The sequence below is a fragment of the Methylobacterium sp. 88A genome (assembly GCF_000376345.1).
Classification (GTDB): domain Bacteria; phylum Pseudomonadota; class Alphaproteobacteria; order Rhizobiales; family Beijerinckiaceae; genus Methylobacterium; species Methylobacterium bullatum.
Genome location: NZ_AQVT01000001.1, coordinates 3,689,963 through 3,714,827 on the forward strand (window position 1 = coordinate 3,689,963; position 24,865 = coordinate 3,714,827).

General features: G+C 67.9%; 26 protein-coding genes. 11 read left to right on the top strand and 15 right to left on the bottom strand.

The features are described 5' to 3' along the window. Window positions 1-3 precede the first annotated feature (3 nt). The 4 genes from A3OM_RS0117675 to A3OM_RS0117690 all read left to right on the top strand — a co-directional run bounded on the left by A3OM_RS0117675 (window position 4) and on the right by A3OM_RS0117690 (window position 4,247). Entirely contained in the window at window positions 4-1,410 is a 1,407-nt protein-coding gene (locus A3OM_RS0117675; protein ID WP_018045105.1) for an ATP-binding protein, read from the top strand. Window positions 1,411-1,534: 124 nt separating this feature from the next. Then, window positions 1,535-1,726, top strand: coding sequence for a hypothetical protein (locus tag A3OM_RS0117680; protein WP_018045106.1), 192 nt, complete (start codon window positions 1,535-1,537; stop codon window positions 1,724-1,726). A 392-nt stretch (window positions 1,727-2,118) separates the two neighbouring features. Continuing rightward, the gene (locus A3OM_RS0117685) at window positions 2,119-2,898 is read left to right on the top strand and encodes an extensin family protein (protein ID WP_018045107.1); all 780 of its coding nucleotides are present in this window, start codon (window positions 2,119-2,121) and stop codon (window positions 2,896-2,898) included. Window positions 2,899-2,975: 77 nt separating this feature from the next. Then, window positions 2,976-4,247 carry a L,D-transpeptidase gene (locus tag A3OM_RS0117690; protein ID WP_018045108.1) on the top strand — a complete coding sequence of 424 codons (1,272 nt, stop codon included), beginning with the start codon at window positions 2,976-2,978 and terminating at the stop codon, window positions 4,245-4,247. A gap of 51 nt (window positions 4,248-4,298) precedes the next feature. On the opposite strand, the gene A3OM_RS0117695 is transcribed toward A3OM_RS0117690, so the two are convergent. Next, window positions 4,299-5,198: a LysR family transcriptional regulator gene (locus tag A3OM_RS0117695; protein WP_018045109.1), complete on the bottom strand. Its 900-nt coding sequence runs from the start codon at window positions 5,196-5,198 to the stop codon at window positions 4,299-4,301. A gap of 96 nt (window positions 5,199-5,294) precedes the next feature. On the opposite strand from A3OM_RS0117695, the gene A3OM_RS0117700 reads away from it, so the two are divergent. Further along, window positions 5,295-6,416, top strand: a complete 1,122-nt coding sequence (locus A3OM_RS0117700; protein ID WP_018045110.1) for an aldo/keto reductase — start codon at window positions 5,295-5,297, stop codon at window positions 6,414-6,416. A 143-nt stretch (window positions 6,417-6,559) separates the two neighbouring features. Here the strand turns inward: A3OM_RS0117700 and A3OM_RS24265 are convergent, their stop codons facing one another. The 4 genes from A3OM_RS24265 to A3OM_RS0117720 all read right to left on the bottom strand — a co-directional run bounded on the left by A3OM_RS24265 (window position 6,560) and on the right by A3OM_RS0117720 (window position 9,921). Then, window positions 6,560-6,856 (bottom strand): hypothetical protein, encoded by a 297-nt coding sequence (locus A3OM_RS24265; RefSeq protein WP_018045111.1) that lies wholly within the window; start codon window positions 6,854-6,856, stop codon window positions 6,560-6,562. 259 nt (window positions 6,857-7,115) lie between these two features. Then, a complete protein-coding gene (locus tag A3OM_RS0117710) occupies window positions 7,116-7,856 on the bottom strand; it encodes an ABC transporter permease subunit (protein ID WP_043764859.1) in 741 nt (246 codons plus the stop codon). Further along, complete coding sequence (locus A3OM_RS0117715) at window positions 7,853-8,917, bottom strand: ABC transporter permease subunit (RefSeq protein ID WP_348625452.1); 1,065 nt, start codon at window positions 8,915-8,917, stop codon at window positions 7,853-7,855. Before A3OM_RS0117715 ends, A3OM_RS0117710 begins: the two co-directional genes overlap by 4 nt. Before the next feature lie 116 nt (window positions 8,918-9,033). Further along, the gene (locus A3OM_RS0117720; protein ID WP_245257849.1) at window positions 9,034-9,921 is read right to left on the bottom strand and encodes a glycine betaine ABC transporter substrate-binding protein; all 888 of its coding nucleotides are present in this window, start codon (window positions 9,919-9,921) and stop codon (window positions 9,034-9,036) included. 268 nt (window positions 9,922-10,189) lie between these two features. On the opposite strand from A3OM_RS0117720, the gene A3OM_RS0117725 reads away from it, so the two are divergent. After that, a complete protein-coding gene (locus A3OM_RS0117725; protein WP_018045115.1) occupies window positions 10,190-10,579 on the top strand; it encodes a response regulator in 390 nt (129 codons plus the stop codon). A gap of 40 nt (window positions 10,580-10,619) precedes the next feature. On the opposite strand, the gene A3OM_RS0117730 is transcribed toward A3OM_RS0117725, so the two are convergent. Both A3OM_RS0117730 and rsmI read right to left on the bottom strand, forming a co-directional pair. Then, on the bottom strand, window positions 10,620-11,012 hold the full coding sequence (locus A3OM_RS0117730; protein ID WP_026176160.1) for a YraN family protein: 393 nt from the start codon (window positions 11,010-11,012) through the stop codon (window positions 10,620-10,622). Continuing rightward, a complete protein-coding gene (gene rsmI, locus A3OM_RS0117735; RefSeq protein ID WP_026176161.1) occupies window positions 10,999-11,961 on the bottom strand; it encodes a 16S rRNA (cytidine(1402)-2'-O)-methyltransferase in 963 nt (320 codons plus the stop codon). The genes A3OM_RS0117730 and rsmI overlap by 14 nt, the downstream gene beginning before the upstream one ends. Before the next feature lie 208 nt (window positions 11,962-12,169). Between rsmI and A3OM_RS0117740 the strand changes: the two genes are divergently transcribed. Further along, window positions 12,170-13,342: a penicillin-binding protein activator gene (locus tag A3OM_RS0117740; RefSeq protein ID WP_198290832.1), complete on the top strand. Its 1,173-nt coding sequence runs from the start codon at window positions 12,170-12,172 to the stop codon at window positions 13,340-13,342. Window positions 13,343-13,453: 111 nt separating this feature from the next. Here A3OM_RS0117740 and hemW read toward each other — a convergent pair whose 3' ends face one another. The 4 genes from hemW to A3OM_RS25395 all read right to left on the bottom strand — a co-directional run bounded on the left by hemW (window position 13,454) and on the right by A3OM_RS25395 (window position 16,537). Next, complete coding sequence (hemW, locus tag A3OM_RS0117750; RefSeq protein ID WP_018045120.1) at window positions 13,454-14,632, bottom strand: radical SAM family heme chaperone HemW; 1,179 nt, start codon at window positions 14,630-14,632, stop codon at window positions 13,454-13,456. A 114-nt stretch (window positions 14,633-14,746) separates the two neighbouring features. Next, complete coding sequence (gene rdgB / locus A3OM_RS0117755; RefSeq protein ID WP_018045121.1) at window positions 14,747-15,382, bottom strand: RdgB/HAM1 family non-canonical purine NTP pyrophosphatase; 636 nt, start codon at window positions 15,380-15,382, stop codon at window positions 14,747-14,749. Next, on the bottom strand, window positions 15,379-16,092 hold the full coding sequence (gene rph, locus A3OM_RS0117760) for a ribonuclease PH (protein ID WP_018045122.1): 714 nt from the start codon (window positions 16,090-16,092) through the stop codon (window positions 15,379-15,381). Before rph ends, rdgB begins: the two co-directional genes overlap by 4 nt. Window positions 16,093-16,216: 124 nt before the next feature. Then, entirely contained in the window at window positions 16,217-16,537 is a 321-nt protein-coding gene (locus A3OM_RS25395; protein ID WP_056140371.1) for a hypothetical protein, read from the bottom strand. 490 nt (window positions 16,538-17,027) lie between these two features. Here A3OM_RS25395 and A3OM_RS0117775 point away from each other — a divergent pair, with 490 nt between their 5' ends. Then, the gene (locus A3OM_RS0117775; protein ID WP_018045125.1) at window positions 17,028-18,068 is read left to right on the top strand and encodes a glutamine synthetase beta-grasp domain-containing protein; all 1,041 of its coding nucleotides are present in this window, start codon (window positions 17,028-17,030) and stop codon (window positions 18,066-18,068) included. A gap of 188 nt (window positions 18,069-18,256) precedes the next feature. Here the strand turns inward: A3OM_RS0117775 and A3OM_RS0117780 are convergent, their stop codons facing one another. After that, a complete protein-coding gene (locus tag A3OM_RS0117780; protein ID WP_018045126.1) occupies window positions 18,257-18,859 on the bottom strand; it encodes a glutathione S-transferase family protein in 603 nt (200 codons plus the stop codon). 75 nt (window positions 18,860-18,934) lie between these two features. Here A3OM_RS0117780 and A3OM_RS0117785 point away from each other — a divergent pair, with 75 nt between their 5' ends. Continuing rightward, window positions 18,935-19,639 (top strand): WYL domain-containing protein, encoded by a 705-nt coding sequence (locus A3OM_RS0117785; RefSeq protein ID WP_018045127.1) that lies wholly within the window; start codon window positions 18,935-18,937, stop codon window positions 19,637-19,639. Window positions 19,640-19,668: 29 nt separating this feature from the next. Here the strand turns inward: A3OM_RS0117785 and A3OM_RS0117790 are convergent, their stop codons facing one another. Beyond that, entirely contained in the window at window positions 19,669-20,598 is a 930-nt protein-coding gene (locus A3OM_RS0117790) for a glutaminase (RefSeq protein ID WP_018045128.1), read from the bottom strand. Window positions 20,599-20,811: 213 nt separating this feature from the next. Between A3OM_RS0117790 and hrcA the strand changes: the two genes are divergently transcribed. Further along, a complete protein-coding gene (gene hrcA / locus A3OM_RS0117795; RefSeq protein WP_018045129.1) occupies window positions 20,812-21,909 on the top strand; it encodes a heat-inducible transcriptional repressor HrcA in 1,098 nt (365 codons plus the stop codon). A gap of 347 nt (window positions 21,910-22,256) precedes the next feature. Here hrcA and A3OM_RS26670 read toward each other — a convergent pair whose 3' ends face one another. After that, the gene (locus tag A3OM_RS26670) at window positions 22,257-22,526 is read right to left on the bottom strand and encodes a DUF1236 domain-containing protein (protein WP_018045130.1); all 270 of its coding nucleotides are present in this window, start codon (window positions 22,524-22,526) and stop codon (window positions 22,257-22,259) included. A gap of 104 nt (window positions 22,527-22,630) precedes the next feature. Further along, complete coding sequence (locus A3OM_RS26675) at window positions 22,631-23,068, bottom strand: hypothetical protein (RefSeq protein WP_018045131.1); 438 nt, start codon at window positions 23,066-23,068, stop codon at window positions 22,631-22,633. A gap of 400 nt (window positions 23,069-23,468) precedes the next feature. On the opposite strand from A3OM_RS26675, the gene A3OM_RS0117805 reads away from it, so the two are divergent. Beyond that, on the top strand, window positions 23,469-24,830 hold the full coding sequence (locus tag A3OM_RS0117805; RefSeq protein ID WP_018045132.1) for an MFS family transporter: 1,362 nt from the start codon (window positions 23,469-23,471) through the stop codon (window positions 24,828-24,830). The last annotated feature ends 35 nt before the right edge of the window (window positions 24,831-24,865 follow it).

A 24,865-nucleotide genomic window follows, 5' to 3' on the forward strand; every position in this document is an offset into this window, starting at 1 on the left:
GCCATGGCCCTCGCCGGCCTGAACCTGTCGCGGATCAGAACCAGCACCGCCGCCGCCTGGCGTGCGAGGCCGCATCCGCGCCGGATATGGAAGAGGCTCGCGCGCGCCATCGGCAACGCCCTGCCGAAGGGGCTCTATGCCCGCTCGCTCATCATCATCATCGCGCCGGTGGTGCTGCTGCAATCGGTCATCGCCTACACCTTCATGGAGCGGCACTGGCAGCTCGTGACCCGCCGCCTCTCGGCGGCCGTCACCGCCGACGTGGCGGCGATGATCGACGTCTACGAGAGCTACCCCCAGGACAAGGACGCCGACACCCTCACCCGCATCGCCGGCACGCGGCTGAACCTCGACCTCGACATCCTGAAAGGCGCCAAGCTCCCCCTGCCGGGGCCGCGGCCGTTCTTCTCCATCCTCGACGAGACGCTCTCCGAGGAACTCGCCAAGCAGATCGGCCGGCCGTTCTGGATCGACACGGTGGGCCGGTCGAGCCTCATCGAGATCCGCGTCGAGATCCCGGACGGGGTGCTGCGGGTGACCGCGCGGCGGAGCATGGCCTACGCCTCGAACTCGCACATCTTCCTGCTGTGGATGAGCGGTTCGTCCCTGGTGCTCCTCGGCGTGGCGATCCTGTTCCTGCGCAACCAGATCAAGCCGATCCTCCGGCTGGCCGACGTGGCGGAGAGTTTCGGCAAGGGCCGCGAGATCGAGTTCCGGCCGCGCGGCGCCCGCGAGGTGCGCCAGGCCGGCCACGCCTTCATCGAGATGAAGCGGCGCATCGAGCGGGCGATGGAACAGCGCACGACCATGCTCAACGGCGTCAGCCACGACCTGCGCACCATCATTACCCGGTTCAAGCTGTCGCTCGCCCTGGTGGAGCAGACGTCGGAGGTGGAAGACCTCCAGCGCGACGTCGACGAGATGAGCCGGATGCTGGAGGCCTACCTCGCCTTCGCGCGCGGCGATTCCGGCGAGGCCGCCGTGCCCACCGACATGCGGGCGATGCTGGAGGATCTGCGCACCGACGTGGAGCGCCTCGGCGCCCACGTGGCCGAGGTGAAGTTCGACGGCCGCGCCATGGTGACGCTGCGGCCGGACGCGTTCCGCCGCTGCCTGTTCAACCTCGCCGCCAACGCCGCCCGCTACGGCGAGACGGTGGCGATCCGGGGCCGCACGGAGGCGCGGTCCTTCCTCGTCTCCATCGACGACGACGGTCCGGGCATCGCCGTCGAGAGCCGCGAGGAGGTGTTCAAGCCCTTCGTCCGCCTCGACGATGCGCGCCAGGATGCCGGCGGATCGGGCCTCGGCCTCGCCATCGCCCGCGACATCGCCCGCGCCCATGGCGGCGACGTCGCCCTTCACGACAGTCCGCTGGGGGGATTGCGCGCCACCGTCCGCATCCCGGCGTGACCGTCCGATCCCTGTGAATTTTGTTGCGTCCGGGGTGTCCCCTCGGGCGCTGAGCAATGCTATGACCGGGGCCGCTTTACAGAGAGAAGGGCCGAACCCCGGTCCCGACATACGCGAGTACGCCATGAACCCGCTGGGTCCCGTCCTGATCGTCCTGCTCCTGCCGATCTCCGCCATCGGCCTCCTGCTCTACACCGATACCGGCATCGAGCCGGCGCTGTTCACCGCCACCGTGAAGACCTTCGTCGCCCTGTTCGCCATCGCCGGGATCCTGTCCTACGGCGCGAGCCGGCTCGCCGCCCGCTCGGAAGGCTAAAAAGGCCGCGTCTCCGGACCGGCCCCGTGGCGGGGCCGGTCCTGCTCTGACGCAACGGTGACGATGGGATCGAGGACGACATGAAGGCCGCCCTCGCTCGCATCTCCGTGTCTGCCCGGCAGAACGACGATAGTTGCAGATCTCGCGGGCCGCTCGGGTCCCCTCTCTTGGAAGGAGAGGGACAGGGTGAGGTGTGCGACCTATTCGGAGAGTCCACGCACCTCTCCCCAACCCTCTCCTTCCAGGCGAGGGAGCCCGTCGCGCAGATCGGCGAATCCCGTAGATGGCGGGGGACGGTTCGAATCCTCGCTCTCTGCCTCGCGGCGGGCGTCTCAGCGCTGTCGCTTCCGGCCCTGGCCGCCGAGGAAAAGTCGGCCCCTCCGCCCGCGTCGATGCCCGAGCCCCCGGCCCGGCCCGCCGAGCTGAAGCCCGAACCGGCGCCGACGCCCGCGACGGTTCCGCCGCTCCCGGACGCTCCGGCCCCGCCCGAACGCCCGGCCGAACTGACGCCCCCTCCCCCGGCCGCGCCGGAGACGGGTCCGGCCGCCGAGATGCCGCCGCCGCCCCCGCGCCCGGCCGATCTCTCGACGCCGCCGACCACATCGCCCGCCCTCACCCTGACGGTCGCCCCCCTCGACGACACCGCCTGCCGCAAGCGCCTGGAGCGCCTGGGCGCGACCTTCGAGGCGCTGCCGCCGATCTCGAACGGTCAATGCGGGGCCGAGAAGCCGCTTAAGCTCACCCGCCTCTCCGGCGACGTGGCGCTCACGCCTCCCGCGACACTGGTCTGCAACACGGCCGAGGCCCTGGCCCGCCTGGCGACGGAGGCGCAGGAAGCCTCCGAGCGCATCCTGAAGGCCCCCCTCAGAAGCCTGTCCATCGGCACCTCCTACGAGTGTCGCGGCCAGAACCACGATCCCGAGGCCAAGCTCAGCGAGCACAGCTTCGCCAACGGCGTCGACATCATGGGCTACGGTTTCGAAGGGCGTGCACCGATCAAGGTCGGCGCCGGTCTCGACGACGCACCGGAGGCGACGTTCCAGGCCGCGATCCGGGCCAAGGCCTGCGGCTTCTTCCGCACCGTGCTCGGACCGGGGTCGGATGCGGCCCACGGCAACCACCTCCATCTCGACGAGCGCGAGAGGAACGCGGGACATCGTCTCTGCCAGTAGGAGATGTGGAACGCCGAAGGGGCGCGCCGGCTTTAAGGAGCGCACCTGTCGATCCCCCGGCGAAAGTTGACCCCGAAATGGCCCATCTGCCCCTGCCGAGCGCCGTCGCGCTCATGGCCCTCGTCTGCCTGGCGACACCGGCGGCGCTAGAGGCGAAGCCGGCAGGAACCACGTCCTCCGACGCGGGCAAGACCACACCCGGCGAGGCCCTGACCGTCGAGGCGATCAACGGCGCGACCTTCACGGGGTCGGAGAGCGGCGACAAGGCGGGCGACAAGAAGGCCCGCACGAGCGCGAAGGACAAACGGCCCCAGCCGCTTCTGGTGAAGGTCCAGGTGCTCCTCGACCGGGCGCATTTCTCCCCCGGCGCCATCGACGGCCGCGACGGCGAGAACATGCGCAACGCCCTGTCGGCCTACGCGGTGGCGCAGGGGCTGCCTGCGAGCCAGACCCTGAACCAGGAGCTCTTCGACAAGCTCGCCGCCTCCAGCGCCGACCCGGTGGTGGTCCCCTACACGATCACCGAGTCCGACGCGGCCGGCCCCTTCGCGGAGAAAATCCCCGCCAAGATGGAGGAGCAGGCCGATCTCGAGGCGATGAGCTACACCAATCCGCGCGAAATGCTGGCCGAGCGCTTTCACATGTCGCGCGACCTCCTCACCGCCCTGAACCCGGACGCCGCCCTCGACAAGGCCGGCACCACCATCACCGTGGCGGCGGTCCCGCCCCTGGAGACCGGCAAGCCGGCGAAGGACGAGGCGAAGCCGAAGAACAAATCCGAGGGCAAGTCCGAGGGCAAGTCCGCCAGCAAATCCGAGGACAAGCCGGACGCTGAGAAGGGCACGGAGACGTCGAAGAAGGACGATGCGACCAAGGGCGAAGATGCGCCGAAGAAAGCTGATACTTCCAACAAGGATGACACCCCCAAGAAGGACATCGTGCGGGTCGAGGTCGACAAGGTCACCCGCCATGTCCGTGGCTTCGGCGAGGACGGCACCCTGCGGGCCTATTACCCCGCCTCCATCGGCAGCGCGGAGAAGCCCGCTCCCTCCGGCGAGGCCAAGGTGAAGGGCGTCGCCTTCGCGCCGGTCTACACCTACAACCCCAAATACGCGTTCAAGGGCGTGAAGACGAAGAAGACCTTCTCGATCCGCCCCGGCCCGAACAACCCGGTCGGCATCGTCTGGATCGACCTGTCGATCCCGTCCTACGGCATCCACGGCACGCCCGAGCCGGAGAAGGTGGGCAAGACCGAATCCCACGGCTGCATCCGCCTGACCAACTGGGACGCCCGCGACCTCGCCACCCGCATCGAGCGCGGCGCCAAGGTGGTGTTCAAGGACGAGTGAGACCTGTTGCGGCGTGGGATCGATGGTTGGGCCGCCGTCGACCCATAAGGGTCACGGGCTCACCCATCGCAAGGCGTCGATCAGAGCGCGGAGCGCTGGCGTGACCTGCCTGTTGGGATAATAGAGGTGACAGCCCGAGAAGGGCGGGCACCACGCGTCGAGCACCTGAACCAACGTTCCGGCCGCGAGATCGGCTGCGACCTCGTCCTCCAACATGTAGCCGAGCCCCGCCCCCGCGCGCACGGCCGCAGCTGCGAGGGGGCCGTCATTGACGATGAACTGTCCGCTCGCGCGTACCCGTATCTCGCGGCCCTTGTCCGTGTCGGTGAACTCCCAGGGCAGGAGACCGCCGCCACCGAGCAGGCGGTAGGTCACGCAGTTATGGTCCTCCAGGTCGCTTGGAGTCGCCGGCCGAGGATGGTGGGCGAAATAGCCCGGCGTGCCGACGACGACCGTGCGCAGGTCCGGTCCGACGCGGACCGACACCATGTCCTGCTCCACCGTGTCGCCGAAGCGTATGCCGGCATCGAAGCCGGCCGTGACGACGTCGGCGAGGCGATCGTCGATCACCACCTCGACCGAGACCGCCGGGTGTTCGAGCAGGAACCGTGGCAGGGTCGGCTCGAGGATGGTGCGGGCGGCGTAGGCGAACGTCGTCAACCGGAGGGTGCCGGACGGCGCGTCGCGCCAATCGGCCAACGCCGCGAGGCCACGCTCGACCTCTTCCAACGCCGGGCCGAGCGAGCGCAACAGTCGCTCGCCGGCTGGCGTCGGGGCGACGCTACGCGTCGTGCGCGCGAGCAGGCGCACACCCAGACGCGTCTCCAAGCCTCGCATCGCATGGCTGAGGGCCGACGGGGACAGGCCGAGTTCGGCCGCGGCCCGTGTGAAGCTGCGGGTCCGTGCCACCGCCGCGAAGGCCGCGAGATCGTCGAGTGCGCCACGCCGCATTGCTGCATTCCATTCACAGACCCTTGCCGCCGGCAACGGCTAATCGCCTGGGGGCGGTATCGCTACCATCCACCGGATCATTAGCGAGGCTCAACAATGGATTTGACGCATTATCGGTCGCTGGGCCGCTCGGGACTCGCGGTGAGCCCCCTGGCGCTGGGCACCATGACGTTCGGCACGGCGCGCTGGGGGCTCGACGAGGCCGGCAGTCGCGCGGTGTTCGATGCCTACGTCGAGCGTGGCGGCAACTTCGTCGACACGGCCGACGTCTACGCGAGTGGCGGCAGCGAGACGATGGTCGGCCGTTTCGTCGCCGAACGCGGCCTGCGCGACCGGCTCGTCCTCGCCACCAAATCGGGTTTCGCCACCGGGAGTGGACCGCACGCGGGTGGTTGCGGCGCCAAGCACGTCCACGCGGCGATCGACGGTTCGCTGCGCCGCCTGGGAACGGACTACATCGACCTGTACTGGCTTCACGTCTGGGACGGGATCACGCCGGCGGAAGAACTCCTCGAAACGATGGTCGGCCTCGTTCGTGCGGGCAAGGTTCGCTACTGGGGTCTGTCGAACACACCGGCCTGGTATGCCGCCAAGCTCGCGACCCTCGCCGCCTCGCGCGGTCTGCCGGGTCCGGTCGCGCTCCAGTATTTCTACTCGCTCGTCAATCGGGAGGTGGAGGACGAGCACATCCCGCTCGCGGCTGAATTTGGCATGGGCATGGTGCCTTGGTCACCTCTCGCCTACGGGTTGCTCACGGGCAAGTACGACCGCGCCACCGTGGAGGCGGCCGGCCCACTCGCGGGTGGCCTGCCGAAAGACGCGGCGCAGGCCGGTGAGGCGCGCCCGGCCGACGACAAGCGCCTCGACGGCGCGAATCCGTTCGGCGACCGCCTGTTCACGCCGCACAACTGGGATATCGTGGAGGCCGTCCGCCGCGTGGCCGACGCGATCGGACAATCGCCGGCCCGTGTCGCGCTCGCTTGGGTCGTGGGCAAACCGGGCGTGGCCTCGACCCTGATGGGCGTCAGCCGCGCGGCACAGGTCGCCGACAATGTGGCGTCCCTCGGCCTCGTACTGGAACCCCAGCACCGTGCCGCCCTCGATGCGGCCAGCATGCCCGCCGAGCCGCGACTGATCTACGCCCTGGCGCAACCGCCGTTGCGGCAACAGGTCGTCTTCGGAGGTGCGCAGGTTCAAGCTTCGGCAGAAGTCTCTTGATGCCGCTGACATCCGCCTAGCGCGGTTTGCGGCACCGGCCCGACGCACCCTCGGCAGCCGTTCACTCCGTCCGGCCAATCACGTGCCAACGCCGAGCAGACTCGCGTCGCCGCGGATACCGAGAAAGTCTCACATCCTGTCGGCTAGATCGTTTGTCTGCGCCACTGCGGATCTTCGAGTTTTCTCCGCGCCATGTGCATCAGATCGTCCCGCACGGACTTCGTCGCGCTGAACGGGATGTCGAAGTTCAGGCTATGATAGATCAGGCCGAGGACGGTGCCGTAATCGGGGTCGTCGGCGCCGCCGTCCATGAAGTCCAAGACCCATCGGTAGACCGCTTCATGGTCCGATGGAGAGGGATCGTCGCCGACGACCAGCCGGCCTCCGGTGATCCACTCGCTCCGCAATGCCGCGATGTCCTGCGCCGTCGGGTTTGTCATGCCGCCTCGTGACGTTCGAACAGGCCCGGAAACGACCGCGCCGATCGCCCCAGCCGACCACCTCATCCTGAGGTGCCGAAGCGGAGCGGAGGCCTCGAAGGAGCCCTCCAGTTCGCGTAGCGGGTTCTGGAGCCCTCCTTCGAGGCCGCTGCGCGGCACCTCAGGATGAGGTTAATGCGTTGGACAAACAACTCAAACAGGCCCTCACCTGTCGCTGATGTCAGACCGCATACGCGGTCACCGCCTTTGCGAAACCCGTTCACCGCCGCGCCCGGTCCGCCGAGGCGATGCTCGCCAGCGCCAGCATGGCCGCGTCGCAGAGGAAGGCCAGGGCGGCGGTGGCGAGCGCCCCCTGCAGCATCGGCAGGACGTTCTGGTTCTGCAGACCGGCGACGATGGGCGTGCCGAGGGTCGAGGCTCCCGCCAGCGCGCCCACGGCCGTGGTGGCGATGGCGAGGACGAGGGCCGTGCGCAGGGCATCGACGAGGCCCGGCATCGCCAGGGGCAGTTCCACGAGCAAGAGGATCTGGAGGCGCGTGAACCCCATGGCTTGCGCCGCCTCGCGCGCCTCGGGCGAGACCGCTTCCAGCGCCCCCACCGTGCCGCGCAGGACCGGCATGATGCCGTAGGCGACGAGCGCCAGCAGGGTCGGCGGACCGCCGAAGCCGAGGATGGGCAGGGCCAGGGCCACCATCACCACCGGCGGCACCGCCTGCGCGGCGGCCGCGATGCCGTCGATGCCGCCGCGCAGGGACGCCGCGCCGGCGCGCGTGGCGAGGATGCCGAGGCCGAGGCCGAGCAACGCCACCAGGGCGAGCCCGGTCCCGGCGAGGGCGAGGTGATGCGTTGCCAGGGCCAGCAGGCGCTCCGCGCTCAAGCCGCGTCGCGGCGCCTCCCCGAGGCCCGAGACGATCCAGGCCGCCACGGTCGGATGGCTCATGGCGGCGAGGGCCGCCCCGACGAGACCGGTGGCGAGGGCGGTGCGCAGGCCGGGCCTCATGCGCGCCACCGTGCCCGGCAGGAGGCCTCGACGGCGCTCAGCGACCCTTCCGCCGCAAGGGACAGGAGGATGATGGGGATCGCGCCCAGCAGGATCAGGTCCGGGGCGAATTGAGCCATACCGTCGAAGACGATCCGCCCGAGGCCGCCCGCTCCGATGAGGGCGCCCAACGTCGCGAGGCCGAGGCTCTGCACCGCCGCGACCCGCAGGGCGCCCACGAGCATCGGCGCGCCGAGGGGCAGCGTCACTCGGGCCAGGATCTGGGCCTTCGTCAGACCCATGGCCTCGGCGGCATCGATGGCGGCGGGATCGGCGGCGCGCAGGGCCGTTCCGATCCCGCGCCAGAGGGGCAGCAGCAGGTAGGCGGCGATGCCGAGGAGCGCGGGCCACGGCCCGAGGGCCGAGAGGCCGAGATCGCGCAGCACCGGCACGGCGCGCAGCACTCCGCCGACGAGGGCGACGAGGGCGCCCAGCAGGGCGACGGCGGGGATCACCTGCACGCCGCTGACGAGGAGCCCGACGAGCCCCTGCGCGGAGCGCCAGAGAGAGAGGAGCACGGCCGCCGGGATGGCGAGGGCGATCGCTCCCCCCGCCAGGAGCAGGTGCTCGGCGATGGCCTCGTGCACCGCCTCCCGCCGCCCGGCATATTCCACCGCCAGGGACAGCCCGTCCAACCCGCCGCCGCGCCAGGCCGCGACCAGGAATCCCGAGGCTGCGAGGATGGCGAGCACGCCGAGCCCTCGGCGTCGGACCCGTGCGATGCTGCCTCCGGCCAGCGCCAGGAGGCAGGACGAGGCCAGCCAGAAGCCGGAGCCGAGGCTGGCCCTCGCGGCCGGCGGCATGGTCGACACGATCCGGGCCGCCTCCGCGCCGAGGCCGAGCAGGAGGACGGCCCAGGCCGACAGGAAAAATCCCAGGGCGAGAAGGCCGCCCGTCCGCCGGGCCGGCATCACACCGACGACGAGGCCGGCCAGCGACAGGAGCGAGACGAGGCCGATCGACCATTCGTGGAACGCGGACGCACGGACGGGATCGCCGGGCAGGAGGCGGTTTGCAGCCACGTCGAGGAGCGCCATCCCATGGAGGGACGCGACGAGAAGTCCGGCCGCGAAAAGCCCGGCCCATGGCGCTCGATGGCCCGTCGCATGGCGCATCGAAGCGGGCGGCGATGGCGCTCTCACCCGATCAGTCCGCGCTCGTTGAGGTAGCGCCGGGCGACCCGATCCGCGACCTCGCCGTCCACGGTGATTCGTCCGTTGAGGCCGCGCAGGGTCGGTGCGTCGAGGCCGGCGAAGACCCGCGCCAGGGCCGGACCGATGGCCGGGTAGCGCTCCAGCGCGGAGGCCCGGATCACCGGGGCGACCTCATAGACGATCTGGGCCGCCTTGGGATCGCCCATGACCACGAGATCGAGGGCGGCGAGCGCCCCGTCGGTGCCATAGACCATGCCCGCATTGACCCCGCTGATGCGCTGCGCCGCGGCCCTGGCCGTCACCGCCGTGTCGCCGCCGGGCAGGCTGACGATGCGGTCGAGGGGCAGGCCGAAGCCGTAGGCCGCCTCGAAGGACGGCAAAGCCGCCGGGCTCTCCACGAACTCGGTGGAGGCCGCCAGCAGGATGAGGCCGTCATTGGCGGCCCTGGCGAAATCCGCCATCGTGGCCAGATGCCGCGCCCGTGCGAAATCCCCGTTGAGGGCGATGAGCCAGGTGTTGTTGGCGGGCGCCCTGGCGAGCCAGACCAGCCCCCGTTCGGCGTCCTTGCGCCGGATGGTCTCGTAGGCCTCCTGCGGGATCTTCCAGGCGGGATCGGTCTCCGTTCCAGTGAAGAACGCGCCGTTGCCGGTGTATTCCGGGTAGATGTCGACCTCGCCGGACAGGAGGGCCTCGCGGACGATGAGGGTGGGGCCGAGGCTGAGCTTGCGGACCGCCGGCACGCCGAGATGCTCCAGCACGAGGGCGATCATCGCCCCCGTGAGCGCGCCTTCGGTGTCGCTCTTCGAGGCCACGACGAGGGGTCGCTCCGCCCGGGCGGAGGTGCCCGCCGCGACGGCCCAGGTGAGCAGCAGTGCCAGCGCGCCGCGCCGGTTCGTCGCTCCGGGCGCCACAGGTCCCGCCGATCTGCGTGAAAATGTATCGTCCGATAACATTAACCCGATCCTGAACCTCCGCGGCCACTTTCTGCGCCTTGACACGCCAAGCGGAACGGGCGACGGCTCGACCGTTGCCGCAGGCGCTAAACGTCATTCTCGCCAACCTCACGGATGGCAAGCCTGTAAGGCTCCGGATGACGGCACCGTTCCAGGCCGGAACGAATCGAAGGGAAGAATCCCCAGCGTGAGTGCTGAACAGAACGACACTCTCCTCGACGGCGCCAGGGTTCTGGTGGTGGAGGACGAAGCCGCCATTTCCATGCTGCTCGAAGACATGCTGCTCGATTTCGGGTGCACCGTCGTCGGGCCCGCGGCGCGTCTCGCGACGGCCCTGGAAATGGCACGGAGCGAGACCTTCGAGGTCGCTATCCTCGACGTGAACGTCGCCGGCGAACCCATCTACCCGGTGGCCGAGGCGATCACGGAGCGTAATCTGCCCATCGTGTTCTCGACGGGGTATGGCGGCGCCGGAATCCGCGAGCCGTTCCGCGACCGTCCCGTGGTCCAGAAGCCGTTCAGCCAGGCCGATCTCAAGCGCACGCTGATCGCCGCCCTCGCCGCGGCGAGAAAGTAAGCGGCCACCTTACGATGTGCGGAACGGCCGTCGCGCCGCCTCACATGCCCTCGATCGCGAAGGCGTCGGGCAGGTGGCGCGGCCAAGTGCGCGGTGCCACGAAGACAGCATCCGCACGCAACGTCATGGTGGCATAGCGCGGATTGCGCGCCATCCAGGCGCGCACCGCGCGCGAAAAACGGGCGCGCTTCTTCGCATCGATGGCGGTCCGGGCCGCGTCGAGGGTGGCTCTCGCCTTCACCTCCACGAAAGCGATCGTGTCGCCCCGGCGCAGGATCAGATCGATCTCCCCGCCGCTCGCGCTGAAGCGCCGGGCGAGCGGGCGATACCCCTTCAGCATCATGGCGAGGAGCGCGAGGGTCTCGCCCGAATGGCCGCGCAGGTAGGTGGCGCGCCGCCGCTCTTTGGCGTCGACGAGCTTAGACGTCGGCATCGGTGCGCCGGGCGAGGACGAGGGCGCGGGCATAGACCACGCGACGGGGCTGGCCGGTGGCATCGGCCACGAGGGCGGCGGCGTCCTTGATCGAGTGGCGGGACAGCGCCGCTTCGATCGCCGCATCGAGACCGGCCTCGACCTCCTCCTCCGGCGGTTCTTCCGGGTTGGTCCCGATCACCACCACCACCTCGCCCTTGGGAGCCCCCTCCTCGGTGAAGGTCTCGGCCAGGGTCGCGAGGGTGCCGCGCCGGATCGTCTCGTAGAGCTTGGTGAGTTCGCGGGCGACCGCCGCGGGCCGGCTCCCTCCGAGGATCGCGGCGGCATCCACCAGCATCTCGGGCAGGCGGTGGGGTGATTCGAACAGGACCAGCGTTCCGGGGATCTGCCCGAGCGCCGCAAGGCGATTGCGCCGGGCACCGGATTTCTGCGGCAGGAAGCCTTCGAAAAAGAAGCGGTCGGTGGGCAGGCCCGCCGCGACGATGGCGGTCATCACCGCGGATGGACCGGGGATAGGCGTCACTGCAATGCCCGCCTCGATCGCAGCCTGGACGAGCTTGAAACCGGGGTCGGAGACCAACGGCGTTCCGGCATCCGAGACCAGGGCCAAGGCCTCGCCGTTCTGCATCCGTGCGATCATACGCTCACGCACCGCCGCGTTCGAATGCTCGTGATAGGCGACCAGCGGCGTCGTGATGCCGTAATGCATCAGGAGGGTGCGGGTGACGCGGGTGTCTTCGGCGAGCACGGTATCGGCCGCCGCCAAAGTCGCCAGCGCACGGAACGAGACGTCCTTGAGGTTGCCGATCGGGGTCGCCACCACGTGCAGTCCGGGGTCGAGCGGTTCGGCCTCCGCCGCAAGGCCGAAAGCGGTGAAGGTGGAGACGGGCTTGGCCGGATCGTGCACTGCCTTGGAGCGGCGCGTCCGATTGTCGATTCTCTGAGTCATGAGGCGGACTTTGCCACGGGGACACGGGCCGGAGGAATGCCCGCGCCGGGGGTGTCGGCACATTTACTTTTGTCGTCCAGGCTTTAACCGTGCGCGGATCGGGCGGGCGATGCAGATGAGCGACGGGGAGTACCGTGCAATGGGGAAAAGCCTTGCAAGGGGCCACGGTCCCGCCACGGTCGGTTGGGCAAGGGCCGCGGCGATCCTCATGCTCGTCGGGGGGCTTGGCGGCTGCATCGGCGGCCCCGATGGCGGCCCGCGCGCCACGAAAGCCGCGCCTAACCCGGATATGGCCGCCGCGGGCGATCCGCAGGCGACGTCATTGGGTGCAACGAAGATCGGCACCGGGTCGGTGAAGATCGCTCTCATCCTGCCCCTCTCCGGTCCGGGTTCGGCAGTCGGCGCGGCTCTGCGCAATGCCGCAGAACTCGCCGTGGAGGATTTCCAGAAGCCCGACCTGCAGATCCTGGTGAAGGATGACCGCGGCTCGCCGGATGGCGCGCGCGAAGCGGCCCAGGCCGCCCTCGCTGAGGGCGCCGAGCTGGTGCTCGGACCGCTTTTCGCGGCCAATGTCCAGGCGGCGGCGGGGGTCACGCGTGGGGCCGGCAAGCCGATCATCGCCTTTTCCACCGATGCGAGCGTCGCGGCGCGCAGCGTCTACCTCCTCAGCTTCCTGCCGCAGGCCGAGGTGGACCGCGTGGTCGACGAGGCGGTCGCAGCCGGCCGCCGCTCCTTCGCCGCGCTGATCCCCGAGAGCAGCTACGGCAATGCCGTGGAGGCGCAGTTCCGCGAGGCGGTGGCGAGGAAGGGCGCCCGCCTGGTGGGAATCGAGCGCTACGCGCCGGGTGCGCCCGCCCCCGCGATCTCGCGCCTCGCCGGCCTCATCAACGGTCCCGGCGCCCAGGCCGATGCCCTGTTCCTGCCGGAAAGCCCGGAGGGCTTGGCCGTCGTCGCACCCGCGCTCACCAAGGCGGGATTTTCTCCCGGCAGGGTCAAACCCATCGGCACGGCAGTGTGGAACGACGCACGCGTCTTTGCCCTCCCCGCCCTGCAGGGCGGCTGGTTCGCAGCGGCGGATGCCAATGGGTTCAACGGTTTCTCGCAGCGTTATCAGGCGCGTTTCGGCTCCGTGCCGCCACGCGTGGCGACGTTGGCCTACGACGCCGTCTCGCTCATGGCGGCGCTGACGCGGCAGTACGGATCGCAGCGCTTCGCCGACGTCACCCTGACGACGCAGGCAGGCTTCTCCGGGATCGACGGCACCTTCCGCTTCCGGCCGGAGGGGGTGAGCGACAGGGCGCTGGCGATCTACGAGATCCGTAGCGGCGCACCGGCCATCGTCAGCCCGGCTCCGCGCACGCTCGGCCCTTCCGGCACGTGATCCGGTTTGCGCATCAGGTGTCGCCGAGGAAGGCCGCATGGAGGGTGATCGGGTAGGTCTCACCGGGATCGCCGCTGCAATAGGTCATGAGCGGCAGGGCGCGGCGCAGCATCAGGCGGCGAGTTCCGCCACCACCGCGTTCAGAACCGGCGCACCGCGGGGGGTCGCGGCGATACGGCCTCCGTCCAGACGGGCGACGAGCCCGTCACCGATCAGGGCCTGGATACGGACCGGATCGAGTTGGCGACCCTTCAGCATCGCATAGCGGGCCGGATCGACCCCTTCCCTGAGACGCAGGCCCATCATGAGGAACTCGTCGCCCTGGTCGGCGGCCGAGAGAGTTTCGGTCTCGACGATGCCGTGGCCGTCGCGCTCGACCCGGGCGAGCCAGGCTTCCGGCGCGCGTTCGGTCACCGTACCGATCCGCCCTTCGCCGGTCACCAGCCGGCCATGCGCGCCGGGACCGATGCCGGCATATTCGCCATAACGCCAGTACAGGAGGTTGTGCCGCGATTGCGCGCCGGGGCGGGAATGGTTGGAAATCTCGTAGGAGGAGAGCCCGGCCGCGTCACAGACCTCCTGCGTCACGTCGTAGAGCGCCCTCGCCATATCGTTGTCCGGTGGGACGAGCTTGCCGGCGGCGTGAAGGCCGAAGAACGGCGTACCCGGCTCGATGGTCAGTTGATAGAGCGACAGGTGCTCGGCCGCCCTGGCGATGGCCTCCCTGAGCTCGGCGCGCCAGGCGGACGCGCTCTGGTTCGGCCGCGCATAGATGAGATCGAAGGAGTAGCGCTCGAAATGCGCGGCTGCCGTCTCGACCGCCGCCATCGCCTCTGCAGCCGTGTGGAGCCGCCCGAGGGCCTTCAGGGAGGCGTCGTCCATGGCCTGGACTCCGAGAGAAACGCGGTTCACTCCGGCGGCCCGATAACCGCGAAAACGGCCGGCCTCGACGCTGGTCGGGTTCGCTTCCAGCGTCACCTCGATATCGGGCGCCGCGCCCCAGGCATCGTCGATGGCCTCGAGCAACCCCGCGACGGTGCTCGGCTGCATCAATGACGGGGTGCCGCCGCCGAGGAAGATGCTCGACACGGTGCGGCCCGGAATTCGCGCCGCCACATTGGCGATCTCGGCCCGGAACGCCGCGAGAAAGCGGACTTCATCCACCGGCGCGTGACGGACATGGCTGTTGAAGTCGCAATAGGGGCACTTCGAGGCGCAGAAGGGCCAATGGACATAGACACCGAACCCGGCATCGCGGGTCGGGTGGTCCGGGCCTGAACGATCGGTCATCGGGCGGATGTGCGCGCGGCTGGGGATTTTGGCAATGGTGCCGGGACGATCAAAGGTGAACGCCTCACCTCCGCATGCGGCCGAGGTGAGGCGTAAAGAAGCTCGCCCGCCCGTTCAGCCGGGCCGACGCAGGCAGCTCGCGGCCAGAAGCACGAACGCGCGGGCGCGGTGCGACAGGACGTTCCCGCTCTGCCAGTCGACGCCATGCTTCTCCTCCGAGGAGATCTCGCCGAAGGTGCGATCGTAGCCGTCCGGCAAGAACATCGGGTCGTAGCCGAAGCCCTGTGAGCCGCGCGGCTCCACGAGATCGCCGAACACCCGACCCTCGAACGTTTCGGTATGGCCATCCGGCCAGGCGATGACGAGGGCAGAGACGAAGTGAGCTCGGCGGGTCGCGGCGCCACGCTTGTCGAGTTCGGCCGCAATGCGGGCCATGGCGCCGGAGAAGTCCTTGTTCGGACCAGCCCAGCGGGCGGAGAACAGGCCGGGTGCACCGTCGAGGGCATTGACGCAGAGGCCGGAATCGTCGGCGAAGGCGGGCAAGCCCGAGGCGTGGGCTGCGGCGATGGCCTTGATCGCCGCATTCTCGGAGAACATCGTACCGGTCTCATCGGGCTCGGGCAGACCGAGTTCGCCCGCCGAGACGGCCTCCACGCCGAACGGCGCCAGCAGCTCGCGCATCTCCACGAGCTTGCCGGGATTGTGGGTGGCGATGACGACCCGCCCTGTGAGAATGCGCGGCTCGCTCATGCGATTGCCTGCTTCTGAAGGGAAACGAGCTGCTCGACTCCGCCACGGGCCAGCCGCAGCAATTCGATGAGTTCGGCCTCCGAAAAGGGCTTGCCCTCGGCGGTGCCCTGCACCTCCACGAGGCCGCCGGAGCCGGTCATGACGAAATTCGCATCGGTCTCGGCGGCCGAATCCTCCGCGTATTCGAGATCGAGCACCGGGGTGCCCTTGTAGATGCCGCAGGAAATCGCGGCGACATGCTCGCGCAGGGGGTCGACCGAGATGATGGAGCGCCCGCGCATCCAGGTGAAACAATCGTGCAGGGCGATCCAGGCTCCGGTAATCGCAGCGGTGCGGGTACCGCCATCCGCCTGAATCACATCGCAATCCACGGTGATCTGTCGCTCGCCGATGGCGGGAAGATTGGTGACGGCACGGAGCGAGCGGCCGATCAGCCGCTGAATCTCCTGCGTCCGCCCGGAGGGCTTGCCGGAATTCACCTCCCGGCGAGTGCGCTCGTGGGTCGCGCGGGGGAGCATGGAATACTCGGCGGTGACCCAGCCCTTGCCCGAGCCGCGCAGCCATGGCGGGCCGCGTTCTTCGAGGGAGGCCGTGCAGAGTACCTTCGTCTGGCCGAAGGTGACGAGGCAGGAACCCTCGGCATAGCGGGCGACGGCGCGCTCCAGGGTGACGGTGCGCAGTTCGTCGTTCGCGCGCTTCGAGGGCCGCATGGGCACTCTCCTTGGTCGAGTTCCGGATTGATCGTCCGGGCTCTTAGGCCCCGGTTTGTCCACCGGCAAGCGCGGCCAGAATGAAGAGGAGCGCGCCCACGGGGACGCGCCCCCAACTCACGCCTCAGTAGCGGTAGTGGCGACGATGATGATGACCGAAACGGCGGTGATGGTGGTGGTGGCCGAATCGACGGCCGTAGTGATGGCCGAAGTGGCGACCGCGATGGTGACCGAAGTGACGGCGATGATGCCGGCCGTGGTGGCGCCAGTGACCACCACCGTACTGGACCTGCGTGGCGGCCACGTTGACCGAGCCGGCGACTTCGCTGGACACCGCCATCGGTGCGGCTTGGGCGCCGCGCGGAGTACCGAGGATCATCGCGCCCACCAGGGCGACCACGATGGCGAGGGTCTTCGCCATGGCGGACAGGGTTGGGTTCTTCATCAGGACGGACTCCGTTCCGTGAGTTACTCGTATCGCCGACCGTATTGGTGCGGATGCGATGGAACGCGTGCTCGCCTGGAAAGGCAGCATGCGCTGCTCCGAATTTATATTTTTTGTTTCGGGATTAAGCAGAAGGCGCGCTTCCATCGGACGATGTTCCTAGCCACACGACCACGCTGCTTCGTTGCCTGCTAAGCAAATGGGCAAGGCACTGACGGCGAACAGAATATGAGCATTTGCTCGAGCACTTCCCGGATGCCCATTCAGGGGCGCCTATTCGGTAGGCAGAAACATTCCCGCGCGAAGGATTCTCTATCCCTGCGAGTGAAGCGTCCGCCTCGTTGCGGCTGGATCCCGCCGTCGATGGCGCCTGGCCCCACGACCATGGCTGGCACACGTTATGCTAGCGGCGATTCCGGCTACGAACGGCCGCGAACGATGTGAGGGGGAGACCCGGCCGTCGGATCGCTTGAGGGACGAGAGGCTCGAAATGACGAAATATAAGCTCGAGTATCTATGGCTCGACGGATACACGCCGGTGCCGAACCTGCGTGGCAAGACCCAGATCAAGGAATTCGACGGCTTCCCGACCCTCGAGCAGCTTCCGCTTTGGGGCTTCGACGGCAGCTCAACGATGCAGGCCGAGGGCGGCAGCTCCGACTGCATGCTCAAGCCCGTGCGCCACTTCCCCGACAGCACACGCAAGAACGGCGTGCTGGTGATGTGCGAAGTGATGATGCCGGACGGCGTGACGCCGCATGCCTCCAACAAGCGCGCCACGATCCTCGACGACGACGGCGCCTGGTTCGGCTTCGAGCAGGAGTATTTCTTCTACAAGGACGGTCGTCCGCTCGGCTTCCCCGCCAGCGGCTACCCGGCCCCCCAGGGCCCGTATTACTGCGGCGTCGGCTACAAGGAAGTCGGCTCGATCGCACGCAAGATCGTCGAAGAGCACCTGGACCTGTGCCTGGACGCCGGCATCAACCACGAGGGCATCAACGCCGAGGTGGCAAAGGGCCAGTGGGAGTTCCAGATCTTCGGCAAGGGCTCCAAGAAGGCCGCCGACGAGATGTGGGTCGCCCGCTACATCCTGCAGCGCCTGTGCGAGAAGTACGAGATCGACATCGAATACCATTGCAAGCCACTCGGTGCGACCGATTGGAACGGCTCGGGCATGCACGCCAACTTCTCGACGGAGCATCTCCGCACGGTAGGCGGCAAAGCCTATTTCGAGGCGCTCATGGCAGCGTTCAAGGAGAACCTGGACGACCACATCGCCGTCTACGGCCCGGACAACCACATGCGTCTGACCGGCAAGCACGAGACTGCGGCGATCGACCAGTTCAGCTACGGCATCGCCGATCGCGGCGCCTCGATCCGCGTGCCGCATAGCTTCGTCAACAATGAGTACAAGGGCTATCTGGAAGACCGCCGTCCCAACAGCCAGGGGGACCCCTACCAGATCGCTTCGCAGATCCTGAAGACCGTCGCCTCGGTTCCGACTTCCGAGGAAGCGAAGGCAGCAGCCTGACACGACATCCGCCACGGCGCTCCTCGGCGCCGTGGCAATTTTCGTTCTCCATGACTGCTTCATGAGCCAAATGACGTCTTTTTAGGCACGATGCCCGATATCGACGCTGCGCTGATGATAGTCGAAGCATCAGATCAGAACCGCCGCGCTTCACCGATGCGGAGAATGAGATGGCCTGCTGAGACCGCTCATTTCAGTGGGTGCAGGAGGTCGAACTCCGTGGCGAAAGCCGCCCCAGGACGGGCCATGCAGCGCTCGACCCACGCATCGAGGACCGGATCGCCCGGTTTGCCGAACCAGGCATAAGGCGAGTGAAGCAGTAGGTCCGCCGCCGTGAAGCGCTCGCCGAAGAGATAGGGCCCCTTGGCGAGTGCTGCAGCGAGCCGCTGTCGCACCTCCACACTCCCGCGAAAAGTCGAAGCGATGGCGGGATGCGTGAGCCCGACCGCTTCCAGCAGCATGACCGGCTCGACCACACCCGAATACCACGCGAACCAGCTGAGATAGGCCCCCCGCTGCGGATGACCCGGCGGGATAGTCAGGCCAGCCTTCGGGAAGAGGTCGGCGAGGTAGAGCATGATCGCGCTGCTCTCCCAGATCGTCACGCCGTCATGAACGAGGAGCGGCACCTTTCCCTCGGGATGGGGATTGCTGGGATCGCACTGGCCGGAGCCGTCCTGGCGCACGATGGCGACGATTTCCACCGACACGTCGTCGAGGGCGCCGAGTTCGTGCAGCAGCGCGATGATGCGGGTCGAGCGGCTTTTGGGCGAATGAACGAGGGTCAGCATCGAAGTACTCGTGTTGGCGGGGTCGACACCGATGCTTATAGACGAGCGCTACTGCCACTCTGCGTCAGTTGAACTTTGGCTCGCACGGACCGCCTCTTCCGACTGCTTCAGGCTCTGCGCATGCTGCCTGCGCCGGTGACGGCGGCCCGGCTGGCGGAGGAGACGGGCGTCTCCCTCCGCTCGCTCTACCGCGACATCGATAGCCTTCGCGCAGCCGGCGCCCATATCGAGGGCGAGCGCGGCTACGGCTACCGACTGATCGAGGACGGGGCTCTGCCGCCGCAGATCTTCGATCGAATCGAGATCGAAGCACTGGTGCTCGGCTTGTCCGAGGTCCGGCACATGGGGGATCCGGCGCTGGCGAGGGCCGCCGCCGCAGTGCTCGCCAAGGTGGCGGCGACCCTCCCCGATACCGGCCAACAGCACCTGCTCCACGCGGTCTCGCAGGTCCGGCGCTCCGAGGAGCGCTTCGCCCCCTCCCCCGCCACGGCGGTGATCCGCGAAGGGTGCTGGCGCGAAGAGGCGGTGACGATCCGCTACGCGGACGGTGAGGCGCGGATCACGAAACGGACGATCTGGCCGCTTGCGATCGTCTATCTCGACCGAAAGTTGGTGGTCCTCACTTGGTGCTGTCTGCGCGAGGCGCACCGGATGTTCAGAGTGGACCGGATCGCCGCTGCCGAACTCGCGGGCGCGAGCTTCCGGCCGAAACGCGTGGGGCTCCTGCGGGACTACCTCGCTGTGTTGAAGAGAAAGGCCGCGGACGCGCCGGAGAGCTGAGGACCGGAAAGGCGCCCGGGCGAGCGCGATCAAGCGCCGAAGATCGACCAGCCGAGGCGCTTGGTCAGCTGTTCCATGGCGATCCGGCCAAGATGGGAATTGCCGGATGCGTCGAGGCCCGGCGACCAGACAGCGATCGAAGCCTTTTCCGGTGCCACGGCGATGATCCCGCCGCCGACTCCGCTCTTGCCCGGCAGGCCGACCCGATACGCGAACTCACCCGAGCCGTCGTAGTGACCGCAGGTGAGCATCACCGCATTGATACGCCGGGCTCGCTCAGCCGAGACCACGGAATAACCGGTCAGCGGGTTGCGCCCGGAATGCGCCAGGAAACGGGTGGCGTTGGCGAGTTGCCGGCATGACATGGCGATGGCGCAGTGGTGAAAATAGACGCCGAGGGTAAAATCCACCGGATTGTCGAGAACGCCGAAGGATTTCATGTAGTTGGCGAGCGCGATGTTGCGAAAGCCCGTGCGCAGCTCCGAGGCCGCCACCGCCTCGTCGATGATGATCGTGGGATCCTGCGCCAGGAACTGCATGAAACGCAGGATCTCGCCCAGGGCCTCCCTCGGCTGATGGCCCGACAGGATCACGTCGGTGACCGCGATGGCACCGGCATTGATGAAGGGATTGCGCGGAATGCCGCGCTCGCGCTCCAGCTGGACGATGGAGTTGAAGGGGCTGCCCGAGGGCTCGCGTCCCACCCGGCGCCAGAGACGGTCGCCGGCCATACCGAGTGCCAGGGTGAGGGTGAAAACCTTCGAGATGCTCTGGATCGAGAACGGCGTGTCGCTGTCGCCTCCCGCCGCCACGTGACCGTCCGCGTCGATGACGACGAGACCGAACGCCTTCGGGTCGACCCTGGCGAGTTCCGGTATGTATGTGGCGACCTCCCCCCGGTCCGGCCTGTCCGCCATCTCCTCGGCGATCTCTTTGACGACGGTGTCGAGGTCGGGCACGGCGGCGTGTTCCTCCGAACGGACGGGAGCGGCGGGTCCGTCAACCAGACCCACCGGCCACAGCGAGCAGGCTCGCGAGGGCGGCGACTCAACGCAAAGGCCGTTCCGTTCGGGCGGCAAACGGATTAGCAGACCACAGGGCGGCTATGCCTCACCGGTAAAGGTTGTGCCCGGGCTCCGGGCCGGACACAATCGGCGGTCAGGAAACACCCATTGACCGAACGCGCGCATCCCTATTCCTCGTCGCAGCAACTTCAGGCCCTCTCGGCCCTGAACGAGCGGACACGCGAGATCTTCCGGCAGATCGTCGAGAGCTATCTCACGACCGGCGAACCGGTGGGGTCGCGCAACCTCGCGCGGATCCTGCCGATGGCCTTGTCCCCGGCCTCGATCCGAAACGTCATGGCGGATCTGGAGCATTCCGGGCTCATCTTCGCGCCCCACACCTCCGCCGGGCGCCTGCCGACGGAACTCGGCCTGCGCTTCTTCGTCGACGCCATGTTGGAGATCGGCGATGTCGGCCGCGAGGAGCAGGAGCGGATCGAGGCGCAGATGCGCGCCGCCGCCTCGGGCCACACCTTCGAGAGCGCCCTCGCCGAGGCCTCGTCGATGCTGTCGGGCATTTCGCGGGGGGCGGGCGTGGTCGTCACGACCAAGAGCAACGTCCATCTCAAGCACATCGAGTTCGTACGGCTCGATCCCGCCCGCGCCCTCGTCGTCCTCGTCTCCGATGACGGCTCGGTGGAGAACCGCCTCCTCGACCTGCCGCCCGGCCTTCCGGCGGGCGCCCTGCAGGAGGCCTCGAACTACCTCAATGCCCGCTTGCAGGGGCGGACCCTCGGAGGCTTGAGAGCGGAAATCGAGGCTGGCCGCGAGGCGATGAAGCGCGAACTCGACGTCATCACCGAGCGGCTGGTCGATGCCGGTCTCGCCACCACGGTCGGGACGTCAGAGGCACGCCAACTGATCGTACGCGGCCAGGCGAACCTGCTCGACGACCTGCGCGCGGTGGAGGATCTCGAACGGATCCGCCTGCTGTTCAACGATCTCGAGACGCAGAAGGACGTCATCGAACTCCTCTCCCGCGCCGAGGGCGGCGAGGGCGTCCGCATCTTCATCGGCTCGGAGAACAAGCTGTTCTCGCTCTCGGGCTCATCGATGATCGCGGCGCCGTTCCGGGACGGTTCGCAGAAGATCGTCGGTGTCGTCGGCGTGATCGGTCCGACCAGGCTCAACTACGCACGGATCGTTCCGATGGTGGATTACACCGCCAGGGTGGTCTCGCGGATGCTGGATCGAGGCGGCCGCTGAGGGGCACCGTGCGGGCCGGCTTTGCCCGAGCTACGTGGTCCGGAAAGGCACCGCGCGTTTCTGCGCTTGGGAACCTGCGACACGTCGAGGGCCTGAACGGCCAAGCGGTGCCGGCGCCGGAGCGACATGCCTTTCGCCCCGAGCAACAGATCGGTGGAGAAGCGGAAACGTAGAGGCTCCGGATCAGTGATGACAACCGATCCGGAGCCTCTGGACTTACCTTCGCATCATCACGTCGCGGCTGTTGAGCACCAGTATCGCTATGGCCGGCATCGCGGCTACGGACGACAAAGGAAGATGCTTCGCCCCGCGGCGGCTCCCCTCTCGGGGAAACCGCCGATCCGAGATCAGCCGCGAATGACGTCCACGATTTCGTAGGTATCGGGATCGACGATGACGATGTCATCATCGACGAGGACGTAGCGGTAGTCTTCGTATTCCGGCACGATCCGAACGATATCCGGCGGGAGGTCGTAAAGGGTGTAATTGCGAGCGATGGCGGTCCCCACCGTCAGGGCGAAGGCACCGGCGGCGAGGCGTGGAATGCCGCGACGCAGCACGTTCTGGCGAAACTCCGTCCGCTGCGGAGCACCAAGCCGGCCATAGGCTCCGCGCACGGCGCCACTGTCGCCTCGTCCGCCTCGATCTCCACGCCCGCCCCTGTCACCGCGATCACCCCTCTCGCGATCCATCCGCTCGCCACGGTCCGCCTTACCGTCCTTCATGTCGCGATCGGCCTTGCCGCCTCGCTCCATGCGCTCGCCCCGGTCCAGCTTGTCATCGCGTTCAGGCTTACCATCGCGATCGGCCTTGCCGTCACGATCGGGCCGGCCGGCATCTGTTCTTCCGCCGGCACCCGGACGTTCACCCTGATCCATGCGGCCATTCCGGTCGCCACCGCCCCGTTCCATCCCGGCAGATCCGCCGCGCTCGCCCGCCGGACCGCCACGTTCCCCCGGGGAACCGCCACGCTCCGAACCGCCTGCTGCTCCACCACGTTCCGCTCCGGCGCCACCGCCGCCACGCATTCCGGCGCCTCCGGCCGATCCCGCACCACCTGCGCCGCCACCACCCGGCGCCCCGGCTCCTGCCGCGCCGCCGCCCGCACCGCCTCCACCGCCGGCTCCAGGCCCACCTTGGGCGAAAGCAGTCGCCGCACCGACGACCAGAACGGCAGCCGTCATTGTACTCCGCAAGAGCTTGCTCATGTCGATCAGTCCATTCTCATGTGGAACTCAGACGCCGACAGGCGCCGATGCGAAGCCGAAACAGAAAGACCGGCAAAACCGTTCCTCATTTTTTGTAACATGACGCCTCTCATCATGGAGAACGCTACGCTCAAGAACGCTCAAGCTTGACTGATGCGCCTTTCATTGGACGGGCGCGCTCGCCTATCCTTTGGCTCTGAACAGCAAACCGCCCCGGCGCGAAGAACGGCTGACATTTCAAGCGCGCTGTAGAAAAGCCGCGCTTAAGCCCTTGTGAATCGTGAACCGGTGCTTAACGTCGCCGCCCAAGAGACCTACTCCGAAGGTCCTGCTCGAAGTCTGGGAGTCCACATGTCCGACGCTATCGCGATCGATCCTTCGCGGCCCGACGATCCGGAAGATCGCCGTCGCCGCATCTTCGCCATCGTCGGCTCGTCGTCGGGCAACCTCGTCGAATGGTTCGATTTTTATTGCTACGCCTTCTTCGCGCTCTACTTCGCCCCAGTCTTCTTCCCCGAGGGTGACGATACCAGCCAACTCCTGAAATCCGCGGCCGTATTCGCCGTGGGGTTCTTCATGCGCCCCATCGGCGGCTGGTTGTTCGGCCGCATCGCCGACCGTCTCGGCCGCAAGACCTCGATGATGATCTCGGTGCTGATGATGTGCGGCGGATCGCTGATGATCGCCGTGTTGCCGACCTATGCCAGCGTGGGACATTGGGCTCCCGCCCTGCTGCTCCTCGCTCGCATGATCCAGGGCCTGTCCGTGGGCGGCGAGTACGGCACCAGCGCCACCTACATGAGCGAGGTCGCACTCAAGGGTCAGCGCGGGTTCTTCGCCTCGTTCCAGTACGTCACCCTGATCGGCGGCCAGCTCCTCGCCTCACTGGTGCTGATCGTCCTGCAGAGCGTCCTCACCGCTCAGCAGCTCACGGCCTGGGGCTGGCGTATCCCGTTCTTCATCGGCGCGATGGCGGCTGTGGTCGCCCTGTTCCTGCGCTCGTCGCTCGCGGAAACCGCCACGAAAGAGGACATGGCCTCGAAGGAATCCGGCACGTTCTCCGCCCTGTTCAAGCATTGGCGGGCGTTCTGCGTGGTGCTCGCCTACACCGCCGGCGGCTCCTTGAGTTTCTATACCTTCACCACCTACATGCCGAAGTATCTCTTCAACACAGCGCATATCGACAAGATCACCGCCTCGCAGATCTCCACGGCGGCGCTTCTCGTCTACATGGTGATCCAGCCCTTCTTCGGCTGGTTGTCGGACCGGATCGGTCGCAAGACCAACATGCTGCTCTATAGCGGGCTCGGCACGTTGATGGTGGTGCCGCTGATGACCGCCATCGGCGCCACGACAAACCCGTACCTCTCGTTCGGCCTAATCATGATCGGCCTCACGGTGATCAGTTTCTACACCGGCATCAGCGGCATCGTGAAAGCCGAGCTGTTCCCGACCCAGGTCCGCGCGCTCGGCGTCGGCCTCTCCTACGCGGTCGCGAACTCCATCTTCGGTGGCACGGCGGAGATGGTGGCCCTGTATCTGAAGCAGATCGGCTCTGAGAGCAGCTTCTTCTGGTACGTCACGGCGATGCTCGCCATCGCCTTCATCGGCTCTCTGATCATGCCGAACCCCAAGCGCCACGGCTATCTCGACGGCGACGGCACCGTGGAAGAGGCGCTGATGCGCAAGTCGCGCCGAGCGATGCCGGCCTGAAACAACCAATCCCATCCGCCCCTTCCCGGGCGGAT